Origin of the sequence: Vibrio sp. 10N.261.54.E10 (assembly GCF_002877735.2) — a bacterium.
Lineage (GTDB): Bacteria > Pseudomonadota > Gammaproteobacteria > Enterobacterales > Vibrionaceae > Vibrio > Vibrio crassostreae_C.
Window position 1 is genome coordinate 78,875 of sequence record NZ_MCXE02000002.1, and the last position, 20,531, is coordinate 99,405.

Annotated in this window: 17 protein-coding genes and 1 pseudogene; 8 read left to right on the plus strand and 10 right to left on the minus strand. The window is 40.8% G+C overall.

The window, feature by feature from the left end; translation table 11 throughout:
- Positions 1–272: 272 nt before the first annotated feature.
- From BCU07_RS11710 to BCU07_RS11730, 5 genes and pseudogenes are all read left to right on the plus strand, one after another.
- The gene (locus BCU07_RS11710) at positions 273–788 is read left to right on the plus strand and encodes an NUDIX hydrolase (protein WP_102427904.1); all 516 of its coding nucleotides are present in this window, start codon (positions 273–275) and stop codon (positions 786–788) included.
- A gap of 17 nt (positions 789–805) precedes the next feature.
- Positions 806–1,810, plus strand: coding sequence for a low-specificity L-threonine aldolase (gene ltaE, locus BCU07_RS11715; RefSeq protein ID WP_102333597.1), 1,005 nt, complete (start codon positions 806–808; stop codon positions 1,808–1,810).
- A gap of 89 nt (positions 1,811–1,899) precedes the next feature.
- Complete coding sequence (locus BCU07_RS11720; protein ID WP_017064539.1) at positions 1,900–2,217, plus strand: c-type cytochrome; 318 nt, start codon at positions 1,900–1,902, stop codon at positions 2,215–2,217.
- A 119-nt stretch (positions 2,218–2,336) separates the two neighbouring features.
- Positions 2,337–2,828: pseudogene (locus BCU07_RS11725) on the plus strand (IS5 family transposase); the annotation flags it as partial.
- A 63-nt stretch (positions 2,829–2,891) separates the two neighbouring features.
- Positions 2,892–4,426, plus strand: a protein-coding gene (locus BCU07_RS11730) for an IS3 family transposase (protein ID WP_372112959.1) whose coding sequence is annotated in 2 segments (ribosomal slippage) — positions 2,892–3,345 and positions 3,345–4,426 — 1,536 coding nt in all. Because the reading frame shifts where the segments join, the coding sequence is not laid out codon by codon here.
- A 153-nt stretch (positions 4,427–4,579) separates the two neighbouring features.
- On the opposite strand, the gene BCU07_RS11735 is transcribed toward BCU07_RS11730, so the two are convergent.
- Positions 4,580–5,500: a LysR family transcriptional regulator gene (locus BCU07_RS11735; RefSeq protein ID WP_076668635.1), complete on the minus strand. Its 921-nt coding sequence runs from the start codon at positions 5,498–5,500 to the stop codon at positions 4,580–4,582.
- Between the two features lie 122 nt (positions 5,501–5,622).
- On the opposite strand from BCU07_RS11735, the gene BCU07_RS11740 reads away from it, so the two are divergent.
- Positions 5,623–6,747, plus strand: coding sequence for a DUF1254 domain-containing protein (locus BCU07_RS11740; protein ID WP_017064536.1), 1,125 nt, complete (start codon positions 5,623–5,625; stop codon positions 6,745–6,747).
- 77 nt (positions 6,748–6,824) lie between these two features.
- On the opposite strand, the gene BCU07_RS11745 is transcribed toward BCU07_RS11740, so the two are convergent.
- The 9 genes from BCU07_RS11745 to BCU07_RS11785 form a co-directional block, all read right to left on the minus strand.
- Positions 6,825–7,316: a hypothetical protein gene (locus BCU07_RS11745; RefSeq protein WP_102429254.1), complete on the minus strand. Its 492-nt coding sequence runs from the start codon at positions 7,314–7,316 to the stop codon at positions 6,825–6,827.
- Between the two features lie 12 nt (positions 7,317–7,328).
- The gene (locus tag BCU07_RS11750) at positions 7,329–7,904 is read right to left on the minus strand and encodes an imm11 family protein (RefSeq protein WP_102429255.1); all 576 of its coding nucleotides are present in this window, start codon (positions 7,902–7,904) and stop codon (positions 7,329–7,331) included.
- A 12-nt stretch (positions 7,905–7,916) separates the two neighbouring features.
- A complete protein-coding gene (locus BCU07_RS11755; protein WP_102429256.1) occupies positions 7,917–8,663 on the minus strand; it encodes an AHH domain-containing protein in 747 nt (248 codons plus the stop codon).
- 9 nt (positions 8,664–8,672) lie between these two features.
- A complete protein-coding gene (locus BCU07_RS11760; RefSeq protein ID WP_102429257.1) occupies positions 8,673–10,187 on the minus strand; it encodes a PAAR-like domain-containing protein in 1,515 nt (504 codons plus the stop codon).
- Between the two features lie 148 nt (positions 10,188–10,335).
- On the minus strand, positions 10,336–11,127 hold the full coding sequence (gene icmH / locus BCU07_RS11765) for a type IVB secretion system protein IcmH/DotU (protein WP_029224648.1): 792 nt from the start codon (positions 11,125–11,127) through the stop codon (positions 10,336–10,338).
- Positions 11,124–12,449: a type VI secretion system baseplate subunit TssK gene (gene tssK, locus BCU07_RS11770; protein WP_017062572.1), complete on the minus strand. Its 1,326-nt coding sequence runs from the start codon at positions 12,447–12,449 to the stop codon at positions 11,124–11,126. The genes icmH and tssK overlap by 4 nt, the downstream gene beginning before the upstream one ends.
- 11 nt (positions 12,450–12,460) lie before the next feature.
- A complete protein-coding gene (gene tssJ, locus BCU07_RS11775) occupies positions 12,461–12,961 on the minus strand; it encodes a type VI secretion system lipoprotein TssJ (protein WP_029222546.1) in 501 nt (166 codons plus the stop codon).
- A complete protein-coding gene (locus tag BCU07_RS11780) occupies positions 12,954–14,450 on the minus strand; it encodes an FHA domain-containing protein (protein WP_017066222.1) in 1,497 nt (498 codons plus the stop codon). Before BCU07_RS11780 ends, tssJ begins: the two co-directional genes overlap by 8 nt.
- Positions 14,451–14,459: 9 nt before the next feature.
- Positions 14,460–15,065: a hypothetical protein gene (locus BCU07_RS11785; RefSeq protein WP_029235799.1), complete on the minus strand. Its 606-nt coding sequence runs from the start codon at positions 15,063–15,065 to the stop codon at positions 14,460–14,462.
- A gap of 686 nt (positions 15,066–15,751) precedes the next feature.
- On the opposite strand from BCU07_RS11785, the gene BCU07_RS11790 reads away from it, so the two are divergent.
- Together BCU07_RS11790 and tssM are read left to right on the plus strand one after the other, a co-directional pair.
- A complete protein-coding gene (locus BCU07_RS11790) occupies positions 15,752–17,065 on the plus strand; it encodes a type VI secretion system ImpA family N-terminal domain-containing protein (protein ID WP_102429258.1) in 1,314 nt (437 codons plus the stop codon).
- Between the two features lie 61 nt (positions 17,066–17,126).
- On the plus strand, positions 17,127–20,519 hold the full coding sequence (gene tssM / locus BCU07_RS11795; protein ID WP_102429259.1) for a type VI secretion system membrane subunit TssM: 3,393 nt from the start codon (positions 17,127–17,129) through the stop codon (positions 20,517–20,519).
- The last annotated feature ends 12 nt before the right edge of the window (positions 20,520–20,531 follow it).

Genomic DNA, 20,531 nt, shown 5'->3' on the forward strand with positions numbered 1-20,531 from the left:
CTTTGAACAGTTGAGAGTGTAGAATTGTTTTTATACATTTGTTAGCGCTTTGTTACAAGTGCATTTTATTATTGAGTTGCATTTATATCAGATGGTTACGTCGGTAATTTTGGCGCAATCATAGATTCCAATTATGAGAGTAACATCACGAACGGCGTGAAACTAAATCTATTGCTAACCCTAATTTTTCTTTTATTTTCGACACCATAGACGTTATGGTGGTGCACGTCTTCCGTTATACGAAAAATTGGCAAGGAATGTGGCCAGACTGCATGAGTAAAGTTATCCATAAATGGAAAAGTATTTCTCTCATAGAGGAGAACGTGACGCTCCCTACGAACGTCGTGGTAAAACATACAACAATCAATCACCCTGGCGCGGCAGTTATTCTTCCTATCACTTCGTCTGGAAAAATCATCCTCATTAACCAGTTCCGCCCTTCTCTAAAGAAATGGCTTTTGGAACTACCCGCAGGCACGATGGAAATAGATGAGACACCTCTTCAATGTGCCCAACGCGAACTGGAAGAAGAAACAGGTTACAGTGCAACTTCTTTTCAAAGCTTGGGGCAAGTCACCCCTTTGGCTGGCTTCTGTGATGAGATACAACATCTGTTTGTCGCAAAAGACTTAAGCCTCACTACCCGCTTTGAATGCGATGACGATGAAGTAATAGAAGTGATCGAACTGAGTTTAGAAGAACTGCACGATAAAATACGACACGATCAAATCACTGATACCAAAACTATCGCTTGTTTAAGTAAAGCCCAACTCTGCGGCTACCTATAATACTCTAGGAGAGAAACATGGACTTTCGTTCTGATACCGTAACTAAACCCTCACAAGCAATGCGCGATGTAATGGCAAACGCAGAAGTCGGCGATGATGTATATGGTGACGATCCAACAGTAAACGAGCTTGAGCAGTGGGCAGCAGACGAAACAGGCTTTGAAGCCGCTATGTTCACGTCTTCTGGCACGCAAGCTAACCTACTTGGTTTAATGGCGCACTGTGAGCGTGGTGACGAATACCTTTGTGGCCAACAAGCGCACAACTATAAGTACGAAGCTGGCGGCGCTGCGGTACTTGGTTCTATTCAACCTCAGCCAATTGAAAACAACCCAAATGGCACGTTAGATTTTAAAAAACTTGCTGCTGCGATTAAGCCAGACGACAGCCACTTTGCACGTACTAAGCTGCTTAGTTTAGAAAATACGATTAATGGTAAAGTACTTCCAATGTCTTATTTAGCGGAAGCTCGTGAGTTCGTAAACCAACATGGCTTGCAAATGCACCTAGATGGAGCGCGCGTCTACAATGCGGCAGTCGCGTTAGATGTTCACATTAAAGAGATCGCACAACACTTCGATTCTATGACGATTTGCTTATCGAAAGGTTTAGGCGCTCCAATCGGTTCACTACTTCTTGGTAGTAAAGAGTACATCGCCAAAGCACGCCGCCTACGTAAAATGGTGGGTGGCGGTATGCGTCAGGCAGGTATTCTTGCCGCAGCAGGGAAAATGGCGCTCACGGAGAACGTGGCTCAACTTAAAGCTGACCACGACAATGCAAAAAATCTAGCGATTGGTTTAAACAAGCTAGAAGGCTTTTCTGTTAACCCTAATTTCATCCAAACTAACATTGTGTTTGCTAAATTAGATGAATCAGTAGATATCAACCGCATCGCACGAGAGCTAGGTGAACAAGGTATTACTATGTCACCAGGTAATCCTGTTCGCTTTGTTACTCACCGTGATATTAGTACAGAAGACATTGCTCGATTCCTAACGGAATTAGAAAAAGCGCTGTAACTCTCAGCAAAGTTCTCATCTATCGCTATTAATACTTGAGCTTCCCCTAAGGGGAAGCTTTATACTTTTGTTTTCACAGGAGTATATACGTGTACAACAAGTATCTAATCTTACTAACTGCTTCCCTCTCTTTCACACTTCACGCAGACAACTTTGGTGATCCAGAACTCGGTAAACTGAAATCCCCGAGTTGTGTTTTTTGCCATTCAGTTGCTGGCGACAACACGAATAAAAACTCCCCAGACCTTAAAGGGCAAGACCGCCTCTATTTGTTCAATACTATGACAATGTATAAGAACGACCAACGTGAAGGTGCCTACGCTGACATGATGAAGGCTCAATTAAGTCGACTTTCTGAACAAGATTTAAAAGATATTGCTGCCTATTATTCTTCATTATCTAGATAGCGTTCTATTCCATATCGAGAGTTGGCTTTGTTGTGTAATTCAATCGAACTAAACCTAGAACCTACGACCTGTTCAGCTACGCCCACCCCCTCTCGTAGCTCTGTGCCTAAACCTCGTTACAATACAACCAATCATTTATTAATCGAGGCTTTCTGACCTTTTGGATTGATAAAGAGACAATAGTCGGGTGGACGCAGAGCAAACAGAATAAGCGCGCGTTCAGGCCATGTCGGTTCAATGATTTAACTATCACGACAGCACTCATGGTGAAACGAGTTTTCTCTATGCCACTGACAGCGCTGCAAGGATTTGTAGTCTCGATATTTTGGTTAGCCCATGTGCCGTTAAGTTGTCCGCATTACACCTACATCATTCGTAGAGCCAAGCAAGTTGAGGCCTCATTTAAGACTAAAGCTAGAGGAGCAATACGGCACCTAGCCATCGATGCTACTGGCCTTAAGGTTTATGGTGAATATGAATGGAAAGTCAAAAAACACGGGACGGATGGGAAGCGTAGAGTCTGGCGAAAGCTTCATATTGCAGTCAATACAAACACACATGAGCTCGTTGCCGCCGAGCTAAGTTTATCAACGGTTACAGATAGAGAATTACCCTATCTGGCAGGGTAGATGTCACTGTTAAAATTTAACCAGTTTGGGCGATAAAGAGTAATTGTGTCTCGTATCTCAGTAGAAAGAAAAGAAGCTATATTGAAGAAGCTATTACCTCCCTATTCAATGTCAGTTAAAGAAGTGTCGGAAGAGGAAGGAATTAGCACTGCGACCCTGTATAATTGGCGCCAGCAACTCAGACGTTCAGGAGCCGCCGTGCCAAATAGCAACACTTCATCAGAGCAGTGGTCAGCTCAAACTAAACTTGCCATTGTCGCTGAAACCTACTCAATGACAGAAAGTGAACTCAGCCAATATTGTCGTGAAAAAGGTCTTTTTCCAGAGCAAATCCAAAGCTGGCGCAGCGAATGTATGCAAGGGTTTAAGTCGAGTAAAGAGCAGGAAGCTGAAGCAAAGAAGCAGGCTAAAGCTGACAAACTTGAAATCAAAGAGTTGAAGAAAGATTTACGACTCAAAGAAAAAGCACTCGCTGAAACGGCCGCTCTCTTGGTACTAAGAAAAAAGCTGAGAGCCTTTTACGGGGAAGAGCCAGAGGACGACTAACCTCAACCGATGAAAGGCAGACCATAGTGACTCTTATCCTTGAAGCGAAGCAATGCGGGTGTCGTTTAGAGCCAGCTTGCCATGAAGTTCAAATCGACTTGAGAACGTATCGTCGCTGGTATCAGCAAGGTGAAGTTCAAGCTGACAAAAGGCCAATATGCCTCAGACCTGAGCCTGCTAACAAGCTGTCGCAGGAAGAGCGTGATGCGATAATCGAGGTGTGTAACCGCTCTGAGTTTGCAAGCTTGCCTCCAACTCAAATCGTCCCGACACTGCTTGATAGAGGTGAGTATATCGCCTCTGAGTCGAGCTACTACCGAGTGTTGAGTACGCAGGGGCAACTTCACAAACGAGGTCGTCAGCGGAGCAGACAGAAGCAAGCGAAGCCAACCAGTTACACAGCGACGGACTCGAACCAAGTCTATACGTGGGATATCACTTACTTACCTTCAAAAGTTCGAGGCCAACATTATTACCTGTATGTCATTGAGGACATCTACAGTCGAAAAATTGTTGGTTATGAAGTGTATGAGCATGAATGCGGTGAGCTGGCGTCACAACTTCTGCAACGAACGTTGATGCGAGAGCAGTGCTTCAATCAAGCTCTGGTTCTTCACTCCGATAATGGTGCGCCGATGAAGTCGTTGACGTTCAAAGCCAAAATGGAAGAGTTAGGTATTACTTCATCGTATAGTCGCCCAAGAGTCAGTGATGATAACCCGTATGTTGAGTCATTGTTCCGCACGGTAAAGTACATGCCAAGCTGGCCAACGAAGGGCTTTGAAACAATCGATAGTAGCCAAAGTTGGGTTGAAGCCTTCGTACGCTGGTACAACACCGAGCACAAGCACAGTCAGCTAAATTACGTCACGCCTTCAGAGCGTCACAATGGAAAAGATAAAGAGATCTTGAAGCGTCGTGTAGAGGTATTGCTCGCTGCAAAACAGCGAAAGCCTGAGCGGTGGTCTGGTGATATCAGGAACTGTGCGCCTGTTGGTGACGTTCACCTAAATCCAGAAAGAGAAGCTGCTTAATAAGTAAGCAAATGATGACAACTACCTTGAAAAACACCGATTACCCCCGAACTTACTGAAACAAACTCGTTGAAATATCCTTGAAGTACCTGGTGATGGCGCTCACTCTAAGAAAAAGCGATGTATCGAGTTAAACAGTTGCCAGGAGGACAACTAACCTAACCCATCAACCAACTGGACTATGTTTTCATGTAGCCACAAGTAGAAAGGATCTGACTCCCTTTTTTTGTGTTGATAAAGCAAAATCTGCTTGCTATTGAATGATGGGAGCCTCGCATGACTAACTTCAACTAGGTTATGTGTATTATCGATATACAGTTCTGAAGTTGGAAATAGAGCCTCGGTTTGCGCTGCCACAGCTGCGACATTTGAGATTATTTCGGAACGAAAGACTTCGTTATAATTCAATCCTCTTTGCACCAACATGTTTTCCATCATCCCCTCTTTTTCATTCCACTCAGCCAACTGTGCAATTGCAAATCGACATTCTGAAAGATATTCAAATTCTACAATCTTCTTCAGATGAATAGGATGGGATTTATTCGCATACAACTTAAAGTGATCTTCGGCCAAATGTTTATGCAATATGGCCTTGCTGCCTATTGGGACGTCGTAATTAATGCCTAACTGAATGTTATCTTTCGCTAAATTATCAAGCGTATTCTGGTTCCATATGTGGCAAGAAAATGTCACGTTCGGCGCATGCTTGGCAAGGAATAGAAACAAGATATGAGGCAATGACTGTCCTAAAAGCGGATTAATGGCCAAAGAGATATGCCCAGCGTGGCTGTACGCGTCGAACTTCTTTACCGGAGTTAATGTTTTCTCTAGCAGCGCAATTAAGTCAGGGAGTGACTCTGCGATTTGATTACACCTGTAGGTAGGTTTCATTCCTTGTGGAGTCGAAACAAAGAGCTCATCATCAAGCTGCTCTCGAAGTTTCCGTAACTTCCGACTCACAGAAGGCTGAGCAAGAAAAAGTCGCTCCGCAGCATGGGTAACATTTTGCTCTTCTATCAAAACATGTAGAACCTTAAGTAGGTTCAAATCGATCTTGTTTAGCGCAGCTTTCAAAGTACCAACCTCACAGGTATAACATATTTGTCATACCTGTGATTCTATATAGTCATTTCATAAATACCAAACTTTTACTTACCATTACCTCAACTTAATAAAACAGAATATGGTATTTAAAAATGAAAAAAACTCTACTTTCTTTATTAGTGGTCACGTCTTTCTCTACGGTTGCAGGAACGTCCACAACCAGCTTTAACAATGAAGATAAATCAATTGAAGACGTCTTTGCTAACATTGACTCTTCTTCGTGGGCGGTAAACCCAGAAGATCATGGTATGACGGTGCATGAGTACATAAACCAAGAAGGCATTTGGTTTGCTGACAATTTTGCTCGCAACTTTAAGTTAGGCTTAAACAACCTTCATCACTTCAAAGAACTGGCGAACAAAGACACTCGCTGGGTTGTATCACCATCCATTGATCACTTGTACTCAATGGGCGTTATCGATACCTCCAAACCATTTACAGTCGTTGTACCTGAGAACGATGGGAAATTGGTTACACTTCACCTTCAAGATATGAACCACACTCAACCATTTTATAAGGTTGGCGCAGGAACTTACGAGTTCACTCCTGAAATGTTCGATACAAAATATGTGCTGATAGGCTTGCGTTTTGCGACAGATGGAACAAAACAAAACGTTAAACGGATTACAGAAGAGCTTCAGCCGAAAGTGAAAATTATCGGTGGTGGTCAAGATCTTGAAGGATTGCCAAAGCCAAACACTGAGGCTATGGAAGCAGTTCGTACTGCATTAATGCCAGAATACGATAAGTTAAATGACACATACGATACAGTTCAATACCGAGCGCAAGATGTGACTGACTGGGAAAAGACTACTTACACAATTGCTGGAGCGTTCGGCCTATCGACAGCTGACACCGCAATGTATGCACCTTACGCACTAGAGAATGCCAAAGGTGAACAATGTTACCAAGCGACATACGAAGCACCTAAATTAGCTAGTGACCTAGGTTATTACTCAATCACTGTCTACGATTCAAAAGGTTATCTCATGTCGAACGAGAATAACATCGTTTCGACCAATCAAGGACTGACGCAAAACGAAGACGGTACATTCACGGTGGTATTCGGTGGTTTAGACTGTAAAAAACATGCGGATGGTAATAACGTAAACTTTGCTTACACCCCTAAAGACAACTGGTCTTTCTTATTACGTGTCTATCAACCTAACGTTGAATCAATGAAGGTATACACCCTGCCCGAGATTGAAAAGATCTAAGTGCTTAACTATTGCTATGTATCAGAAGTTAACGTAACCAGTATGACTTAAAAAAAAGCGCCTCAGGCGCTTTCATTTTATACATCTCGAACCCAAACATCATTAACATGTTGCTTAAGTAAATCAATCACGCTTTGGTGAATAAAAACCAAACCATAATCTTCTTCTAGTTTGAAGATCAGCCTTTCTTCTAGTGGAATGCTCTCTAACTTAGAAAAATCAAACTCAGTATTTTCAGCATCGATCCAATTTAACTTACCAAATTGCTTTTCTTGATTGGTCAATTTGTAAGTTTGGTGAATGTAAGGCATCCGATAGTCTTCATACACCTTAATTTGATCGCCCGATGGCTGACTTGGAGAACAATCCACACGAGCATCTAACCATTCCACACCGTGCACCACTAATTGTTCAACTTTTTCAGCGATATCATCGATAATAAATAATTTTGGAGAGAAGGTCATTTCCAGCAACAAATCTGGCTCTACAGGTACAATTGGCTTAGGGCTTTGTTGGAGTTGGAAATTAGCTAAAGATTGTTTAGTTAATACTTGATATTCATCATTCATGAATGGTCTACCTTAAAACTTTGGAGCTAGGTCATTTATATCTATTTTATTTTTTCTCAAAATATCGAATTCCGTTACCGAATCAACAACGTCAAACAACTCTTCACAAAAAAACATTGCTGTCTCAGCACCTTTCACTCTAAATGCAACTCTATTTTCTAAAGGAATTTGTTTTAGCTTTTCTTCTGATAAAAACAATTCATGGACTATGGGCTCACCACTTCTTGGAGATATTTCAATATCTGAGCGATCTTCATCTAAAATATCGATAATGTTGTTGATTGCTATAATATATCGATTTTTGACACTTCCATCTTCGAGATCGAGTTGTGAAGGATAATACTCAACACCGTAAGGGTCGAAGCTCATTAACGCTTCAGCAAATTTAGCGCTTACCGATAAATCACCACAATCAACAATCGGTCCAACTTTTTTGATACTTCCCCCCTCACTATCCAACCATACAATCGGATTTACCGATGAAGTAGGATGATAATGGTTCGTACTGTACAACGATTCTCGATCGTCAACAGGTACAAAGTTCACACTAGATGTGAAATAATTTTCGGAGATTAATGAGAAATACATATACGCCCTACTTTATTTTTGCTCTTTGATCGTTTTTAATCGACGCCCACTGTAGCAAAAAGCTTTTACCTCTAATTTGCTAGGAGCGCTATCTAGACTATTAAAATGTACTCGGTTGGTCATTGAAGCTGCTTCACTGCACATCTCACATCCGCTTTCTCCCGGTGCAAAATGAGCCCCTCTCTGTAAGAGTAATAATTTATTTCGACTAATCTCACCTAGTATATCTATTGATAGATCGTCCAACTTAGCAGTAAATCGTTCTTTATTCGTTCTACAGCTTAGCCCCTTAAGAGCACGCGCCAACTTTACACCTACCACTTTATGATACCCATTTAGAACATCGATTACTGCAATATCGTCCTCTAGGACCTTTTTCTTTTCTCTGTCATTTTCAGCCAACATTTCTTGATCCAGCTTGCTTTGTAAGCCGGCAATGGAAACTCCTAAAGACTTCTCATAATGAGTTACTATTGCGTTGTCTTTATGACTAGATCCATGTAATGGCATTTGATAGTGACAAGCGATTTTATCCTGCATCGGCAAAATAACTAGATTCCAAAGGTGATTCACATCATAGCCTTTGTAAGTGATTTGTTTTCGACGATAACTAGAAAGCCTTCGTGTAGCATCACATGAAATAATATGGTGTGATGCTACAGCCCTATTCATAAAGTTTAGTGGATGCTTCTTTTTAACTGCAGAGTCACGAAGGCTACGCGAACGAATATAGCGACCTTCATTTTCTCTAATACCCATTTTAGCCCCTTACTGTTTTATTTTACTAGCTTCAGCACACTGGCCAATTTTTTTGCCAGCAAGACGACGACAAATCTTACACCGAACAGGATTCTTACCTTTCTCTTCATTTGTCTTACTCGAATTTCTTCCAGATTGCGCCGATTGACCAGTATTGTGTTTCACTTTTGCTGGGTATGCTCTCTCACCTTTACCCAAAACTCGAGCGAATAACTGGTCAAACTCACCCATCGCTTCTTTTAGTTTATCCGGCACCATTTTATCGATGATTTTCACTTCATCGGCTAGCTTTAAGAAGTATTCTGCTAGTTCATCTGCTCCCATGCGATTGGCGTAAGAAGCAAGCTCACTCGCCACTTCGATACAAGGTTTTAGAACATCAGATACAATATTGCTCGCCTGCTTGGCGTAATCAACCCAATCTAATGTACGTAAGAACTTTTCTGGGTCACCTTTACCCATACCACGAAGTACCGCGAGTAAAGTGTCTTTCGATGTACCCTTACCACCTTTCAAAGCAACTTTACATGTACCTTTAACTGCACTGCCAAACGTTGGGACACAACCGATCAAAGTCAAAGAGAGTGCCAACCAATTTTCTGGCTTATCTCGTTCTTCTTCACTTAATAGTGTCATGATATTTGCTGAAAGGTCTCGTACATCTGCTGCTTGGTCTACGACGGGGATCATTGTCAGCGCTGTGTTTGCAATGATTTGCTCTACCGATGCATCATCATTAAAGTCACCTAAAATTACCCCCCAGATCCAGCTGGCAGCGCCAGACATTCTCTTCCAAGAATTTTCCCAGAAACCAACCTCACCTCGTTTGGCTTCTTCAATAATTAATTGGGCATTCGCATTTGGGTTGAAATTAGGGTTGGTTTTAGTTGGGATGTTTGGCATGAATTCGCGACTATCTTCACCATAGTCAATGTTAAATTCACCAGGTGCAACCCCACTCACCGAAGCTTTGCCTACATTATCTAATGTACCTTCAAAGGAAGCGCCGGTTTGATCAATCAGTTTATATGTAGCCCCTTGAACAGGTTCTCCATCAGAATAAGAAAGAAACAGGTCTACCGTATACGTCCCTTCCTGATCTTCCGTCACAGAAACCGAAGGGTTTTGAGCACCGCCTAAACACATGGTGTTGGCTTTATTCATGGTCATTTGATCAGAAAGGCGGCATACACCGACACCTTCGAACTTAACGGTAGGAGAAGCGGATATGAATTCGGCCTCGGCTTCAATAGTACCTGAGGCTACACCCTTTTTATCACCACCGGCATCGCCAGTACTAGCGCTGAATTTACTGCCTTTTATAGCAATGCTGTTACCGCCATCCATAGAGACGGTCGTGGTGCCACCCGCTAAATCGGCGGACTTTGCATTGTTACCATAAGGGATAGGAACAACAGGTTTGCCGACTGTTGTTAAACAAACATCAGGGAGTGTTGCGTTCGCTTCTCCTCCTGAGCCTTGATGAACTACGCTGAGTCCATTCGCACAAACTGTTACGCCCATAGTAAATCCAATTAAATTCCAATAGATGTATGATAAAAGAGATCGCAGGCTGCAATCTCTCTAAGTACGTAGTGAAAATGAAGGATGAGACTGTTACTTCGAGTCTATTTTTAAAAACGGACAGAAGATCTCACAATTAAATCTGATGCTACTGATACACATCCAGAAGCTGCTGAAATTTTAGGTCAATGACCAAGTAAGTCGCGGCATACATAACACCAAAGATGACAGTACTGACGCCAAGAATTAACTTAGGAGAAATAACCCGTTTGAGCGGTTTTTTTAAATACTTCGCCTTTAAGTTAACTAACGTTACTTTTTCCTGTTCGGCTAAACGCTCGTCTCGGACTAAGCGATAAATTGTGTTTCCTATGTCTGAAAGCTTTTCGTTACCGCGCTCTTCTCGGCCGTACTTGCCTTTGAACCCAAGTTGAAGCAATAAATAAAGGAATTCGATAACGTGTCTGTATTTTCGAGGGTCAGCTTTTAAGCGCTCTAAAATAGTAAAAAACTTATCGCCGCCAGATGTCTCGTTATGGAACTCCGACAATAAGCTGTTTGTACTCCAATGGCTGTTTGCCCCCCACTCTTGCCTACACACAGACTCATCTATTGCTGCACATAAGCAATAGCGTATAACCAATATTGATGCCCGATCCAACTCCATTTCATTGAGCTTTCGTTCACCTTTACGAATTTCTCGTGCAACTTGTTCTCTAAAAGGACCAGGATCGTCCAACCAAGGAATCGAAGACATACATGAGAGACTGGCTATTAACCAAGTAAACTGATCGACCAACGGGTTAACACCCATGCTCTCCACGTTTAGGTCTCTTACCGCAATATTTCTAGATAAATCAGGTGCAGGCATAACCTCCATTGGTTTACCTGGTTCTGGTTGAAATAGTACTACGGTGACGTCGTTTTCGGCGTAACTCATAAACGTACAGCCCAAAGCTGTAGTGATAAGTTCGCGAAGTCGCCAGCAATATGGACTGCGATTGCTGCGGTGTTATTCAATGCATTCCATTCGTCACTTGCTTTATCGAGCTCAAAATAGGTATATCCGGCATGATAAGGCAACGCTCTAGGTACCACTGGCATTGGTTTCATTTCAATACCCGGCAATTGTAAGTTGATCAAATCGCGAATATTGTCGATCGAACCAATCTTGGTTTGGCTTACAAACTGCGTATGCAGAATATCAAGTGGTACGTCTGCTTTAACAGCAAGAATAAACGTCGTAGATTCGACAATTTTACTGTCTGGAATTGCTGCAGTTCGAATTCCATAGCTTTGCTCTCTCAATGTTAAAGGTATTGCACGTTGTTCTGACATAACACTTAATGTCATTTTCGCGCTATCAAGCGTACGAGATAAACAATCGGTCAGTTGGCTATGGTTGTATTTTGTAAACTCTTGTGGTCTACGAGATGCGGAACACAGTGTAGATAATTCACCTTCCGCTTGTAACAGGATCCGATAAAATGACTCTGGGTGAACGCCTTCCACACTTGCAAAATGCCAGAACAACGGCTCATAACGATTCAAGGCTTGTAACAACATAAAATCAGCAACAGACGATACGCCCTGCTGGTCAACCACACCTAAACGCTGAACAATCGATTCGGCTCTGTGTTTAAGCATTGACGCGAATTCCGTCGCGAACTTGCTCAAAACTGTAGATGCGTGAATATCAATGCACGTCGGAATATAGTTGTCATCCAGAATGATGCTTCCGTCTGGCTTCACTTCCGAAATTTTCAAAATGGGAATTGATGTATATGCGCTCTTATCTTCATGATCGTACATTAAGAAAAAGTTAAGCTTACCCACCACAATACTTGCCATATCTTCTGATTCATAACATGCATCTACGGCTTCTTGGGTTTCCATATTATAGCGAGCACCGTCTCCATTTCCGCCAAAGAGTTCAGATCGCTCTGATGGCAGTGGACAGCATAAGTACACCACTTTATCCGCAATAGAAGGGTCAACATCTCTTACTTCTGGAAGCTCAGCAAGAAGCGGTAAATCAAATGGAGTACGGTCTTGTAAGATACCTTCTGCTCGTGTGATCCCGATTTTACCAAGAGCCAGTAGCTCAGTGTTAATCTCAATTTTTTTCACTCCCCAGTGTAAGGGAGAGCTATTAGAGCTAAGCATGTTAGATAACTTGCCTTGAGACCTATCGAGTTGCTGAAAGTGTTGAGGCTTCATGAACATACCATCTTGCCAAACAACTGGGTTATATAAAGACATTCGTCAGTTCCTTAAAAATACGTCTGTTCAATACCGCGAGTATTGTTCGAAGATAATTCACTACCCTCTACTTTTAATCTCAGAAAGTACTCACTTTTTTCTTCGATCACTTCAACCTTCCGCCAAGACGAGCCATCAATATCTCTGAATGCCACAGAAAAACCTAATGCTCGCGTCGTTGGATCTAACTCTAAAATCTCATGTAGCTCATCGCCTGGCTGCAGTTGGTATTCATATCGTTTAATATACTCATCACCTAAGGATGCTTTATCATTTTCGAATAGAGCAAAAAAATCCAAACTACGAAATAAAACAGGTGAAGTGAGCTCATGAACTCTCAGAATGACCGGCGAAGATTGTCCCTGCTCTCGAACATTAAGAAGTTCTGAAGCTTCTATTACAAGTTCAATTGAAGATGTTTCTGGTGTAATTCCAGATGATTCTTTAAATTGCTCCCACATTGAGCAACCTGATAATAGAAACAAGGTAATGGGGATTATAAGTTTACGCATGATCAGCTTTTGCAACCTTATTGTATCTGTCTTTCATCAACGCTTTAAAAGTTGACTCATTGAATTGTCTAGTACTTTGCTCATAATGTTCACTGTACTTTTTCCACAACTTTGACTTACTAAGGAAGCGTGTCTCTTGGCTTAAAGTGTTTGCAAACTGCTGAGGATCATTCGCTTTTAGTTGCTCCAATACCAAATCGTTAATTGCCTTCGCATATAAGGTATCGTGCTCGCTAAGTTCATCCAGTATCTGTTCAATTAGCTCATTTGGAGCCAATAGATTTTGACTATTTAGCGTTAACATCAATGTAGTTAGGCTAAGATCATTGTGGGCAAATGAACTTTCGTCAGTAAGCTCTTCAACACTCTGTAAATCTTTGTACAAATTATCGATACACAATCGTAAACAAGCGCCCATTTGTTTAAAAAATAGAGCGTCATATTTCGTGTCAGACTCTAAATCAACACCCAGTCCTTCAAAGAATGCATGTGTTACATTTTCATGTTCGTAAGAAGTTTCACTCAATGCGATATTATTCTGAGTTCTACTCTCACTTTCAACAGGCTGCTCTTGGGGTTCGGTATGAGAGACAAATTCTTGTGTCACCTCTTCCCACTTATGGCTCTGTATGTTTGTAGAATGAGGTATAATAGTGACAGGTGGCACTTCTGGTAGTTTATTTTTGAGAGTCCCTGAACTGCCGTTAGGTGTATCTGACTTAAGATCTGAACCTTCAACGCTTGCTGGTTTTAAACGGTTCGATATCTTAGCTTGATCATCGGCGACATCTTTAGCTTTCAGGTTCGCCTGCTGTTCTTCTTCCATCCCCATCCAATCTTCAGGAATCAAACTAGGAAGGTCAAACTCAGAATGGATACTCAGACTGTCATCAACGACTTGCCTTTGATGTTCTGTCGATGACTTCGTAAGGCTTTTATCGTTGCTTTCGTCTCTAACAAGGTAGTCATCATCTCTTTGCATTGAGAATTTTAAGTGTTCGACGGGATCATGGGTCTCAACACCATCAGGTTTCGTTTCCATAAAGAGATCTTCTAGCGTGCCTGCCTCTGTCTCTTCTTCAACAACGGACTCTTCCAAGTTCATTAAAGGGTCTGTTGAATCTCTTTCTGGTGCTATTTCAGAAGCTATGTCGTATGAAGTCGTTACCAACTCAAGAGAAATACTCACTTCATATTGTCCCAAAGACACTCTATCGCCGTCACATAATGAGACTGGCTGATTCTTAAGGATCTTATTACCATTAACCAATGTGCCATTTGTACTCACATCACTAATGTAATAAGTGTCTCCATATATACTCAATAGACAGTGCGTACCAGATATGAATCGGTTGTGATCCGTTAAAGTCACTGTACAACCTGCTTCTCGCCCTAGAGATCCACCTTCTTCAGGCATCTCGATACTTTTAGCTCCAACATATTCTTCAGGGCACTTCGAGATCACCAAAACCAATTGATTTATACGCATGAATAGCCTTTAAAACAGAAGAGAAACACTAAACTCGACACCACCTAGACCTTCGTTATAAAAAGGTAAGATGTATGAAGCTTGCGGGATTATTTGTAAATGAGCGTCTGGGTTACTTCCTAACTTGATCACACTACCAAAAGTCACAACAGCGCCAGCTTCAAATTGATCGATATCTTCAAGTTGTTCGCCGGAACGAAAGCCTTGGTCGTCAACTTTCCAACGGTTTGAGTATTGCGAGTAACCTAAAGACAAGCCTGCACCTATATAAGGTGTGAACACCGACCAGCTACCTAAAGCATACTGAGGCACAATACGAAATTCGTAATTGGTTACCTCGTTATAAACGCCATTCTTTGGAGCTTCGATGTCGTCTTCAGCCAAATAATTAAAACCTAGCCACCAACGCCATCGGTTGTTACTTTCATCAATTGGACGTGTATGGACGAACCCGTAACGCAGAGCATCTACTTGGCCACTCGGTCCTTCTTCATATTCTATAGTGTCTATGCTCAGCATATTTACTGAACCACCATATCTTTCACCCTTCGCGATTGCGATGGACGAAAAAAGACACATTGTGGATATTAGACCGATTTGACTTAGGTTTCGCATGCTTCCCTCTGAGTTCATCCATATATTAACTAGATGCGCAAGATAGCAAGTATTATGTCTTTTACAATAAGGAGACGGTCACACCCGCCATTTACGACATTATAACTAGCAAAAAAAACGATATATCTACAAGAAAATGCATTACGAATAATTACAAATAAAATTCATTTATAAAATCAAAACTATCAATAATTGAAAAATCAAACGACCAACAACCATCCAAAGAAAGAAGGTTGTTCAATACAAGAAAATTAGCATTTACAAAATTCAAAAAACCTAACATGCCACTTTTTTATCTTTAACCTATAGCATAATCATTTACAGCATTTTTCTAATTTAGTGTTAGTTAATATTTATGCAATCATTGACAAGAGTAATTGTTAATCAATAAAGAACCACACGTAGGAATAGTTAGATTCATATTATTTCTCCCCAAAAAGACCATAAATGTGACTTTCATCACTGAAATTTTATAAAGCCTAGTCTTAAATTGTTACATTTTTGATCTTTTTGTGAATAACGTCACATAGTGCTGAAATTAAGAACTTTTCACATCTTTTAACATTCAAATTATTCTGTTTGACTATAGAATCCTTGAAAAATATAAATAAAAAACAAGCGAGGCTAAATTTATTAGTTATCGCTAAATTTCGATTTCGTTATATATACAGTTGGATATCAAGATTATGTTCTCCTCAGATTTCACAAGACGGCCTATTGACGAAGAAAAGCCTAGCGGAACTAACCCAAACGCATTAGATGATTTTACAGAGATAAAACGTCAAATTAATAACCTTAATAAGGTGACAGGGAGAGTCTCTTGGAAAAAGGTTCAGTCTCTTTCAAAAACGATACTTTCGAAAAACAGCAAAGATTTCCGTTGTAGTTGCTACTTTACTGTCGCAGCAACACATAATGATGGCTTAAAAGGTTTAGCTGAAGGACTCAGTTCTATTCTGGACTTATGCGTCGTTTATTGGTTTACCGCATATCCAGAAGTTACAAAATCAAACGCAAGGATTGGGGCGATAGACTGGATGGTTGAACACACAGAAAAACGAATAAAGTCGATTAAAACAAACCCCGACGACGTACTGCTGATCGAAACTTGCCATCGCTTATGTATGAGAATTGAAGAAGAACTAAGACTACATTACGGTATAAAAGCACCTTCATTAGGTGGGGTACGTCGAATCTTAAAGCAATGGGTTGATGAACATAAAGAGACCGAAGCAAACCTGCGCGAAGCAGAGAATCAACGAAAGTACCGAGCTCCAGAAGAAAATAAACAACCAACACCAGTGGCTCAACCATCAACCATTAAAATTGATGTGTCAAATAAGCAATCTGCAACAACATCGAAAGTCGACGATAAAACACCCTCTAATTATTTAGTCGTCTACCTGTTAGCCGGATTTCTTGCTTTAGCATTGTCCTCTCACTTCTTTTATAAGCAATACCAACTAAAAGATCTGACTAAACAAATCATCACATCTGATATCTCACAACTTAATGAAATAGCACATTCATTAAGATATGAATATGCTCCTATTTCTCAAGATGTTAGACCTAATGTCGTAAACCAATTAGACACACTAATGAAAGGTTGGGTTGCCGATCCAATCAAAGTGTATCAGATCGATATTTTAGACCGATTGACGCTTGATTTGACCAAGCTGTATCCGGACTCGTCTTCTATTCTACGATTACGCCAAGAGTTCACCAATGAACAAGAAAAGTTAAACACAGATTACGCCCAACTTCACCGACGCTTTTCTAACGCCAGGACTGTATTTGCGAATGTAATTAGAGGAAGTGAAAGTAAAAAGACAGCACGAGCTTATGAGTACAGTAACTCTCTTTTTCCATTGATTGGCCGCATTGAATATGCAGAAAAAGAACAACAACAAAAAGAACTACAGAAATCTCTTCGGATACTGAACGTCTATTTACACAAAATAAAAACCTTAGAATCAGATCTGTCAGCAAATAAACCGTAAAACTCATAAAACCGTCTTAAGACTCGGTATTACAACAAACTCAAAACAACGAAATAGGCTTATGTTAAAACACAAACTAATGAGGAACCCTGTTGTTATATCAACGGCCATTTTCCTCTTTCTTGCTGCTACGATCGCTGCAATCTATATCCTTTGGCTAGATATAACAGACAAGTTTTACCTATGGATTGCTTTAGGTGCTATAACAATTTTCTATTCGTTGTTTCAGGTAACGTTGTGGCTAAAAAAGAAAAACAACACTAAAGCCCTAAAGCTGGAAACAGAAGAAGAAGCATTAGCCATGGTCATCCGTCCGCTTCTTTCTGGTTCCAATAAAAAGCCAATCTATTTAATGATTGGCAATAAATACGCGGGTCGAACTCAGTTTCTACTTAACTCCAGTGCAATCAAGCCAATGGATCAGACTCGTACTGCAAAGAATGATTTTTTCGAATGGTATGAGTCAGACTCCGCCGTGTATATCAAACCGGATCAACGCCTATTGTTTCAAGAAGTATCAAGTAACGATAGCGCTCTGTGGAACACATTTGTAGATGAGGTCATTAAACACAAGCCTAGAAAGCCATTTTCTGGTTGCTTGTTTTTTATCGATTTTGAATTTCTAATTGTCTCTGAAACCGAACAAATCGATTACACGTTAACCGCGCTTAACCATCGATTAGAATCAGTAAGTGAAAAAACATCTTCAGCGATCCCTTTATATTTAATGATGTCTAAGCTCGACAAGCTAGAAGGATTTAAGGAATACATACACTTTAGTTCTTTAAAGACCTCGGTTGAATTTCTATCAATTCCATTAAAGGAAGCTAAAGGTGTATTTGTTGAGTACTACCATGATAGCTTCCGTAATTTAGTAAAAGTAATGGAGAGCAATGCGTTAGATTCGTCGTCTCACTCTAATGAAGTTAACGAGAAGCAAGCCATATTAGCATTCCCTAAACAATTCGAATTGTGTCAGTCTGAAATTGCTTCTGTGATAGAACGACTTTCAGAACTCAATACTGGGTCTTATTCTCTTGATATCCGTGAAGTGTTTTTTATATCGAATATCCAAGGTGGTAGAAAATACAACCTATTAGCTAAGAGTTGCAGCAACTACTTTAACTTGCCGATCATTGCGTCGGAACATACTCAGTTAACAGAAACGCCCTATTTTACGCGTTTCTTAATGGACTCTCAGATCCTGCCTGAATCTGATTTCGCAGGTGAAAACAAGACTTACCTTAGGATGATCCAGAGGCAGAGCCGTCTAGCCGTTGCAGCTTCCATTATTTTACTAGGTAGTGGTGCTTACCTGTTTTCAACGACTTTAGATGACAACCTGAGAGTGATTGGTCAGCTTATTGGTATAGATGATTCACAATCGTCTTACCCAAAAGGCAATTCTTTTGAAAGTTCTCTTTCAAGTGCGATCCAAACTGTACAACCATCTTATCAAGCATGGCTTAGTGGCTCACAAGCGCTAGATAATGAACTTGTGAATATGAATGTAAGTCGTCTCGATGAAAGTACGAAAATCGCTTATAACGCCCTCATAATGCAAATTAGAAACCACTTAATGCCAGTAATTGAGCAAGGTTATCGTTTGCAACTAACACAAAATCAAGACAACGTTAATAATGCACTGCCTTTACTAAAAGGTTACTTAATGTTGAATGATCCTACAAAACGCGAGATAAAATTTCTACGTCAGCAAACGATGTCAACGCTCCAAAAACTCAGTGATCAACCAGACACGATCACGACAGTGATGAAATATTTGGACGCATATTTCCGCACTGATTTTGAACCTGTATCGATCAACATGAATATGGTGCGTGCGACAAGACGTTCTCTACTCTCTAGTTCAAATGTAGATCTTGTGTACGCCAGCTTGTTACAACAAGCAGGTGACATTGATTTAGGCACTTTGAATTTACAGCGAGCAGTCGGTTTCGACTTTAATAATGTCTTCAACGACAACTTGGATCCTCAACGATTAGAAATCGATAAAGTTTACACATCTACAGGCTTCAGTACGTTTTACCGCCCTCGCGTCGATTTAATGTCGCAACAAGTCATCACCGACAACTGGGTATTGGGTTTGTCAAACCACGTAATCCCAACAGACAAAGAACAAGAGACATTCAAGAAGCAAGTAAGAAAAAAATATACGGATGACTACATCAGTTATTGGCGAAATGCTTTAAGCGAACTAAAAGTAAAGCGTTATAACAATATAGGGGAGATTACTAACGCCATTGATCTGATCTCTGGTCCCTCTTCTCCTATGACAACCGTTCTAAAACAAGTTTATACAAACACTCAGTTTTCCCCGGTTGGACAACAGAATGCATTAATGGCCCAGGTTAACCCTAAACTTGCTGGTGCCGTAAATGCAGCACCAGAACTCGTTGAAGAACTTGTTCAACCTGACTACTTGTTGATGAAAAGAGTTGAACAAGCTTTCCACATCTTGAATCAATTACAAATTAACGAAACCCCTAACTCCCCTACACCATGGGATGAAACGATAACTGCACTGAGCAGAGTTCGTACGTATATGAAAGATATAGCAGACGCACCGGCCCCTCAAATGGCAGCGTTGTCTGCAGCACAACACCGGATGAGTAGTACGGATGCCGATCCTCTGATTCGTTTAAAACAAATTGCACAAAAATCTCCTGAGCCAGTAAGAAGTTGGCTTTTAGACGTAGTTAACCAGAGCTGGTCCGTGATGATTTCTGAATCATCAAAAGGAATACAGACTCTTTGGTATAGTGAGATCTATTCTAAGTTCAAAGAGTTAGGTTTAGGAAGGTACCCTTTTGATCTAAGTGCAACAGAAGAAATTTCGATCGAAGACTTTGAGCTGCTTTTCGCATCGGGAGGCTTGCTTGATGCATTTATCGATAAAAATTTCGCTCCTTTTTATGACACAAACCTATGGACGCCAAAACAAGTAGAAGGTGAAATTATGCCTCTCTCACCAGAACTACTTGTTCAGTTAAGAAATTACAATGTCATCAGAGATACACTAATCAACAAGAGTACAAACCGTTTGTACCTTCCATTTAGTGCGAAGGTACTTGATCTGGATTCGAGTGCGATCAGAGCAAGCTTAAAAATAGCGGACTCAAATATCAACTATTACCATGGTCCCAGCAGAATTCGTGAACTTGAGTGGCCTCCTCAAAATGGAGATTTCAATATCAGTATAACAATTCAAGATGTAACAGACGAAGGTAAACAACATGTACTGAGCAAGAATGGTCAATGGGCTATCTATCGGTTATTTGGTGACTCAACGTTAACAAATACCCATAACGGTAGCTTCGTGAGTGATATAAAAGTATCAGGCAGAGATCTGAGCTTGCGAATCACTCCTTTGACTCAGAAAAACCCGTTTACGTTAGCGGAGCTGTATAACTTCACTCTACCCGAAGCCATATAGTAAAAATACAAA